The organism is Sideroxydans sp., from assembly GCF_054604835.1.
In genome coordinates this window covers 202426-210101 of record NZ_JBTSFG010000006.1, presented here as the reverse complement: position 1 = coordinate 210101, position 7676 = coordinate 202426, and the positions used below count along the sequence as shown (strand labels likewise).

The following is a 7676-nucleotide window of genomic DNA, read 5'->3' as shown; positions in this document are numbered from 1 at the left end:
CAGCAAGAAGTGGACGATGCCGATCCGAGATTGGAAGTCTGCGCTAAACCGGTTTACCATCCAGTTCGAGGAACGGATGTCGCAGCAGTAGAGAAACCCCGTTTACACAAAATTCCGGACACCCTCCATTTCGAATACAGACACCATCTCAAGAAAATGTTGGGTTAACTCGTGCTAGAACTTGTTGGCGCAACATCCTCAACATCCTTAACATCCTCCTTGTCAGTTCCTATTTGCATTATAGCGTCGTGCCCGTCCTCGATCGTCACCGCCATTGCCATAAGCGCCTCCAAGGAAAACCGCCGATAAAATTTTACGAACGCCATGAATAACAGGTAGCAGATGACCGAAACGACCCCCATAATAATGAATCCTGTTTTCGCTGATATTGAGTCTGTCGCTATATGCCACCATATTGACCAATAAGACAATATAGACAACAGAGTTAATGTTCTGAGGAAGCCATATAGCGCGACATAGTTCTGCATTTTCGGGAGGTGGTTCGGGGCATTCTCAACGGCAAAGTGGTATGCGTAGATAAACAAATCAACCTCACTAGCCTTTCCATGCTTTTCGATTTTTGGAAATACTCCAATATGACGCTTCGTCAATATGAACATCTTTCTTCTTAGTATTTCTTCCAAGTACTTATCAACTTGCTTTGCGTACAACTCCCGCATTTTTAGCTTTTCACCAAGGAGCCAATCCATGATTGTTATTGGTGTGAGGACCAAGCCAATTAAAAATCTAAGTACTATTCTCTGGTGTTCGTTTTTTGGAAAATAATCTTTTTTGGGAACTCCCAATAAATACTTTGACGGGTATCCGTGTGCCCAGATTGAAAAACGCTCGATTGTGATTGATGAGATAAATGAAAGAAAATGTCCCACTATGTAAGCTAATAGAACCAAGGGAATGTATATCTGAGGCTTTTCAAAAGAAAATTGAGAAAGAAAATCTAGGGATTTCCCTTGTAACGGTTGCTGCCCATGGGAAACACTCAGCCAAACTCCATAAAGAAATACTGCTCCAGGCGTGAGATACCCTAAGAAGTCATAGAACGAAAAGGGATTCTGTTTATTTATTTCCATGATGTCCTCTTAAGTCTCAATGAATCATGATGCATTTATTCGTCATATTCGCACAATAGCCGCTCAACCTTCATCACAATCGATTAAAGGTTGCTGAAATCCCCTTAATCGGCTATCGTCATTCAAAATTGAGTCGAGGTATAACTTATGAGCAAAGCCATGACCGAAGAGGAACGCATCAAGTACAACCTTTCGCGCCTCAAACCACTCTCATCCGAAAAACTTAAGCAACTCCAAGAAATCGAGTTGATGGCCATCGCCAAGTTTCATGGCAATTTCGATGAATTGGAATCTGCGTTTGGCTTTATGCGCTTGGGGTTCCAGATAGGCTGGAAGCCGCTCGCCATCATCCACAGCAAAAAAACCTTCAAGAAGTACGAGACCATCCTAGGAATAAATGCCAAAGAGCTTTTCCCCGAAGAAACCGCATCTTCGGATAGAAGCATCGGATATTCGTTGGCAAAGAAAATTTCCAACTTCTGGAAAGTCGTCAGTGGTGACATTAAGATTGAGAACAGAAGGGAAATGAATTCCCTCTAAAGGTTCTTGACATACCCTTTTGTCGCCCTCACAATGGGAACATAAAGTTCCCTTATGAGGTGTGCAATGCAGTGGGTTTTAATCAACAAGGTCGTAGAGCTCATCGGCTACACGGAAGACGCCATCCGCGCCAAGATGAAGAAAGGCGTATGGCTGCGCAACATCCATTGGCGCAAGGCACCTGACGGTCGCATCCATTTCAATCTGCGTGAGATTCAGAGATGGATAGAAAGCTAGAAGGCGTCCGCCCCAAAAGCGGAAAAGGCATTGAGATTGATTTCTACTATCAAGGCAGACGTTGCCGAGAAACAATCAAACTCCCACCTACAAAGCCCAACCTCCTGCATGCTTCGCGAAAGCGTTCTACCGTTCTTCATGAAATAGCGCTCGGCATCTTCAATTACGCCGAACATTTCCCAGAGAGCCGACACGCCTCAACTTTAGGGAAACTCACCAAGAAAACGGTTAGGGAGGCTCTGGAAGACTTTCTACGTAATCCAAGAAGGGAATATGAGGCCAGCACTCTTCGCGGCTACCAAAGCGCAATTTACTACCATCTGATTCCCGCCTTCGGCGACACACCAATCCGAAAATTAACGGCAAACGACATCAAAACTTGGATTGCGGGGCTTTCAATATCGGGAAAACGAATCAACAACGTGCTCATTCCCTTGCGTATCGTGCTTGAAGATGCGTTTTTGGATGAGCTCATAGACTCCAACCCTGCGAAGCGCATCAAGAACATTCCACATCGTTTAGATGAACCACAACCATTTGCAATGGATGAGATTCAGGCGATTCTGAAAAATTGTCTGCCACAGACGCGAAACCTATTTCAATTCGCATTTGGCTCAGGCCTTGGTTCCTCAGAATTGGTTGCGCTTGAGTGGGGCGATATAGATTGGGATAGGGAGGTCATTCGAGTCACTCGTGCCAGCGTCAGAAAAATCATCAAGCAACCGAAAACCAAAGCAGGGGTAAGGGACGTCCAATTTACCCCGCTCTCACGCGAAGCATTGCGGAGCCAGCGTGAATACACCTTTTCCAAGGGTGGGAGAATCTTTCACTGCGACCAGTCAAACCAGCCTTGGGAGACAGACGGACAAATTCGCAAGGTCGGTTGGATTCCGGCATTAAAAGCGGCCAACATTCCCTACCGAAATCCCTATCAAACACGGCACACCTACGCCAGTTCGCTACTATCCGCGGGAGAAAATCCGATGTGGGTGGCGCAACAGATGGGGCATGCCGACTGGGGTATGATTCGCAGACGATATGGTCGCTGGCTTCCCTCGGCAGATAATTCCGCTGGAAGCAGGATTGCAGCCCAATGGTCACAGTTTAGTCACGCTTCAGCGGCAACTGATTGAAAGTAAAGCATGCGCGCAACTTTCAATTCCCCGCCTCCACCAACAAACAAAAAAGCTCATCCGTAAGGGTGGGCTTTTTTGTTTGTTAAGCGAACATTGGGAATTGAATTCCCGTCCGGGACGGACGCGGGGCGAAGGGCGTTAAACAAACAGCACCTGCGTGCTGTTTGTAGCCCGAAGCGGCCTGCAAGGCCAATTCCCGCGCTATCCCCTCCCCATCATGGTGATGCCCGCGCATCATCAAACAGCATCTGCAGTCGCATGCTCATTGCCGGGCTGGCTTTGTAGTCATTCGCATTGGGAAAATGCAACTGCGGTGTGAACTCGAAGAACAGCCATTTCTGATGCAGGCGATAACGGTAGTGGACCAGGAACACCGTGTCCGTCATCTGCGTGCTCGGCTCGCTGACACCAAATACGCTGGCCTGATAGATCAGCGATGTCCGGTCACTCACCGTGTGATAGAACGAAAAACTCTGGCTCATATTGAAGTTCGGATTGTCTTTGAGCCAGATGGACAGACTGGTGGCACGGAACATTATCGACGGACTGACCTGACGCTGCAGGTCCAGTTGGGTCGTCTCACCCACGCCGGTCTGGCTGAACCAATAGACTGATTGCCCTATGGTCAGCCGCCAATCGTCCAACGGTGTCGAATAGCCGACCTTGGACCGTACGAAAGGCTGCAAAGGTAGCGGGAACCTGATGCCCGCATCCGTGCGATAGCTCCAGTCATTCTCCTGCTCCACGGCATAGCGGGCTGCCAACGCGAGGCTCTTACGGGTCGAGGGCTTGGTATTCATGACGGTCGAACTCCTCACCGGTTCATCCTCCAGATTCCGCTCCGGATCGGTCTCGACCAGCAGATGCAACTTCCCTTCCGAGATAGGCAGACGCAGATTCAGATTGGCAGACAAGTCATATTGCCCAGTACCGCCATATCCCGTCGCCCGCGAAAGATCCACACGCATCACGCTGGAGTTGCGCTCTTGAAAATGCTGGTTGCCGCCGAAAAAACTGTCGATGTAACTGGCGAATCGCGTCAACCTGCCGGAAAGATAGTCGCGCGTTCCCTCAAGGGGGTCGAACACATCAGGCACTGGTGTCACGGGCGGCGTCTCTGCGACGATGGGTTCGGTAACGACCGCATCCTCTCCCTGCACCTGCGCCTCTCCCTGTGCCTGCATGGCATAGCTCACCGCCAGGACCGCCAACAGCATCCTCGCAAAACGCGATATCCACATTAAGCCTGACATGACATAAGCGCCGTTCGCCCGTTATGGCAGCGTGCGCGCCACCCGAAAACCAAAGAAGCTGAATCGCTTGCCGGGGACTGAACTGTTGCGCCCGGCGGAACGGACATTGCGCGGACCATTGTTCCAGGACCCGCCGCGCAGCACGCGCTTCTCGCCATCGCCCAGCCAGGCTTTACCGTTCAAAGGCGCATCGACATAACTCTCGTGATAACTGTCCTCGGTCCACTCCCAAGCGTTGCCCAACATATCGTGCAAACCAAAGGCATTGGCTTTGAAGCTGCCCACGGGAGAAGTAAAGTCGAAACCGTCCACGCAAGCATGTATCCCCCACGAACTGGCCCCCTCGATCAAGGATTGCGCGGTCTTGTCGGCGGCATTGGCGTAGCCGCAGGCGAGATCCGCATCGTCACCCCAGAAACGTGAAGTGGTCGTTCCCGCACGCGCCGCGTATTCCCATTCAGCCTCGGTCGGCAGGCGATACTTCTTCCCGCTCCTGCGCGAGAGCCATTTGACATACGCCTGCGCATCGTCCCAACTGATACAACCGATGGGATGACGCTCGCTCTGGCCGTAGTGCAGTACAAGCCAATCGCCTTTGCGGTCCTCCACCATGCCCTCTTCCAGCGTCCCACACCGGTCGCCCGAGCTGTGCTTCGTGGCCTTGACGAATGCAGCGAACTCACCGCGTGTAACCTCATACTTTCCCAGCGCGAACCTGGCCACCTTGACCTGATGCAGCGGCCCCTCATCGTCGCCGCGCCCCGCCTCGGCCTCAGGCGAACCCATCTCGAAATGGCCGGCCGGAACGATCACCATCTTGGGGCAGCCTGCACAGTTGCTAAATGATTTGACGGCTTTATGCTTGGTGACGGTTACGCCCGCCGGTGCCGCAAAGACATCGCCGGCGACGGTGAGAGACAGCGCCAAGATAGGCATCATCGAGAACAAGGCCGGGAATGCCGATCTGCTGAAAAGCGCACTTTCTGGATTGGTATTCATCTTCTATCCTCGATCCACACGCAAAAATGGCCGCATATCGCGGCCATCTTCCTCACTAAGCAAGCTCAGGCATGCTTGGTCGCATCCTTGATGACTTCTTTGGCATCGCCATAAGCCTTCTCGGCTTTGCCCTCGATCTGTTTTCCCAGGCCTTTGGCTTGCTGCTCCTTGTTACCCACCAACTTGCCCGCTTCCTCTTGTACTTTTCCTGCGATGTCTTTCACGACACCTTTGACTTGATCCTTGTTCATTCCGCATCCCTTCGGCTTGATTGGCAGGAAAGCCCTGCATAAGTTGCAAGATACGACCAGCCCCCGTTGCAGTCTGTGCGCTAGCTAACCAAGGCAGGCACACGTTGGATGCAAGGTCAGCCCGGATACCGGAAGCAGGCTGTGTGCCATGCCGTACAGACCCGCCTGTAAAACCGTTTATAAGTACCTGTGCGATGCAACATCTTGCGCGCGAAATATATCTACAGGTGAAAACCATATGAAGGATGCTCCCGCCACTTACCGTCGATTTTTCAGCCTAACGGTATTTGCCGGTGTTGCCGGTTTGGCGGGCTTCATCGTTTTGCTATTGGCGAGTCTAGCCAGTGAATATCGGGACGAGACCCGGCATGCCAGGGTTGAGGTCGAGAATCTCACCATGCTGCTGGAAGAGCATGCGCTGGCTATCGTGGATAAAGGCGATCTGCTGTTGCGCGAAGTGCAAAGGAATCTGCAGCCGAATGACATGCGCGTTTCGCACGGGGAGCGTAGCGCACGCCAGCAGCAGATCCATGCTTTGCTGAGATCGCAGACTGAAGGCGAGCCCGAAGTGGAGGCGATCCATATTTCAGATGCCGAGGGAAATCATATATACAGCTCGCTTGATCAGACCCCACGTATCAATATCGCCGATCGTTCCCACTTCACTGCCCACCAAAGCGACCAGAATGCCGGTCTGGTGATCTCTTCCCCGATCATTTCGCGCACCTTCAACAAATGGACCATTGTGCTAACGCGCCGGCTGAATTTTGAAACGGGCGGCTTTGCCGGTGTCGCGGTGGTCATTCTGGATCTGGACCATTTCCAAACCCTGTACCGCAAGCTTGATCTGGGGGCACATGGCGTAGTCGCCATGTACGACAAGGAACTGCACTTGGTGGCACGCTATCCGCCCAATCAGCAATTGATGGGAAAAGTCGTGCCCCTGGTCGTAAAAAAATATATCGATAACGGGGACACACATGGCGTTTACTTGAACCGGTCGTCCGTGGACGGTATCAAGCGACAGTTGGGCTTCAAACAGGTCGGCGAGCTGCCGCTGATCGTTTTCGCGGGCATTTCCGAGGAGGACTATCTTGCTGCATGGCATGGACGCATTTGGAAGTACGGTATCGCGACCGTTGTATTCAGTCTGGTTTCGCTAGGCTTCTGGTTGCCCCTGCGGCGCGCAAAAAAGATCCTGCTAAAAGACGAGGCGCGGTTTCGCCTGATGCTGGAGACCAGCCCTATTGCCGTGCGCATTGCCAATGCGAGCGGGCGCAAGGTGATGTTCTCCAATCAGCGTTATGCCGAGCTGATCGAGGCGCCCGCCGATCAAGTGGACGGGATCGACCCGAAGATGTACTACGCCAAGCCGCAGGAATACCAGGAAGTGCTCGAGGCTTTGTCTCGCGGGGAAAGTGTCAGCAACAAACTGATCGAGCTGAATATCCCGGGTGGCAAGAAGAAATGGGCGTTGTCGTCCTACTTCAACCTGGATTACCGGAATGAGGCGGGCGTTTTGGGTTGGTTCTACGATATTACCGAGCGCAAAGTGGCGGAAGAGCTCATTCACACGCTGGCCTTCTACGATGCGTTGACGCAATTGCCCAACCGGCGTTTATTGGCCGACAGGCTGGCACAGGCGATGGCTTCCGGTAAACGCAGCGGTCGTTATGGCGCGCTAATGTTTCTGGATCTGGATAACTTCAAGGCGCTGAATGATACGCACGGGCACAGCTCGGGCGACTTGTTGCTGGTCGAAGTGGCGCGACGTATCGGTGCTTGCGTGCGGGAAACGGATACGGTGTCGCGCTTTGGCGGTGACGAGTTCGTGGTGTTGCTGCGCGAGCTGGATACGGACAAAGACCGCTCTGCTGCAGAAGCCGCCATCGTGGCCGAAAAGATCCGTCTTGCATTGGCCGAGCCTTATGAACTGACGATTCAAAGCGAGGGGAACAAAGAAGCCGCAATCAAACATTGCTGCACATCGAGCATCGGTGTGGTGGTGTTCCTTGGCCGTCAGGCCAGCACCGAAGATCTTCTCAAGTGGGCGGATATCGCGATGTATCAGGCCAAGGAAGCCGGACGTAATCAGATCCGGTTCTATGATGCGATAAGTTGAATGTGCGGGCATGGGTAGGTAAACATCACCCTGTCCCATCCGGCAAC

At 52.3% G+C, this 7676-nt stretch carries 8 protein-coding genes; 4 read left to right on the top strand and 4 right to left on the bottom strand.

Annotated elements, in window-relative coordinates:
- Positions 1-164: 164 nt before the first annotated feature.
- Complete coding sequence (locus ACYCZ5_RS11365; RefSeq protein ID WP_461544919.1) at positions 165-1091, bottom strand: hypothetical protein; 927 nt, start codon at positions 1089-1091, stop codon at positions 165-167.
- A 147-nt stretch (positions 1092-1238) separates the two neighbouring features.
- Here ACYCZ5_RS11365 and ACYCZ5_RS11360 point away from each other — a divergent pair, with 147 nt between their 5' ends.
- The 3 genes from ACYCZ5_RS11360 to ACYCZ5_RS11350 all read left to right on the top strand — a co-directional run bounded on the left by ACYCZ5_RS11360 (position 1239) and on the right by ACYCZ5_RS11350 (position 3001).
- On the top strand, positions 1239-1631 hold the full coding sequence (locus ACYCZ5_RS11360; protein WP_461544918.1) for a hypothetical protein: 393 nt from the start codon (positions 1239-1241) through the stop codon (positions 1629-1631).
- A 66-nt stretch (positions 1632-1697) separates the two neighbouring features.
- The gene (locus ACYCZ5_RS11355; RefSeq protein ID WP_461544917.1) at positions 1698-1868 is read left to right on the top strand and encodes an excisionase; all 171 of its coding nucleotides are present in this window, start codon (positions 1698-1700) and stop codon (positions 1866-1868) included.
- Positions 1853-3001 carry an Arm DNA-binding domain-containing protein gene (locus tag ACYCZ5_RS11350; RefSeq protein ID WP_461544916.1) on the top strand — a complete coding sequence of 383 codons (1149 nt, stop codon included), beginning with the start codon at positions 1853-1855 and terminating at the stop codon, positions 2999-3001. Before ACYCZ5_RS11355 ends, ACYCZ5_RS11350 begins: the two co-directional genes overlap by 16 nt.
- 218 nt (positions 3002-3219) lie before the next feature.
- Here ACYCZ5_RS11350 and ACYCZ5_RS11345 read toward each other — a convergent pair whose 3' ends face one another.
- From ACYCZ5_RS11345 to ACYCZ5_RS11335, 3 genes are all read right to left on the bottom strand, one after another.
- Positions 3220-4257 (bottom strand): hypothetical protein, encoded by a 1038-nt coding sequence (locus ACYCZ5_RS11345; protein ID WP_461544915.1) that lies wholly within the window; start codon positions 4255-4257, stop codon positions 3220-3222.
- 21 nt (positions 4258-4278) lie between these two features.
- The gene (locus ACYCZ5_RS11340; RefSeq protein ID WP_461544914.1) at positions 4279-5256 is read right to left on the bottom strand and encodes a formylglycine-generating enzyme family protein; all 978 of its coding nucleotides are present in this window, start codon (positions 5254-5256) and stop codon (positions 4279-4281) included.
- Between the two features lie 65 nt (positions 5257-5321).
- Positions 5322-5507: a CsbD family protein gene (locus ACYCZ5_RS11335; RefSeq protein ID WP_461544913.1), complete on the bottom strand. Its 186-nt coding sequence runs from the start codon at positions 5505-5507 to the stop codon at positions 5322-5324.
- Between the two features lie 238 nt (positions 5508-5745).
- Between ACYCZ5_RS11335 and ACYCZ5_RS11330 the strand changes: the two genes are divergently transcribed.
- Positions 5746-7629, top strand: coding sequence for a bifunctional diguanylate cyclase/phosphodiesterase (locus ACYCZ5_RS11330; protein ID WP_461544912.1), 1884 nt, complete (start codon positions 5746-5748; stop codon positions 7627-7629).
- The last annotated feature ends 47 nt before the right edge of the window (positions 7630-7676 follow it).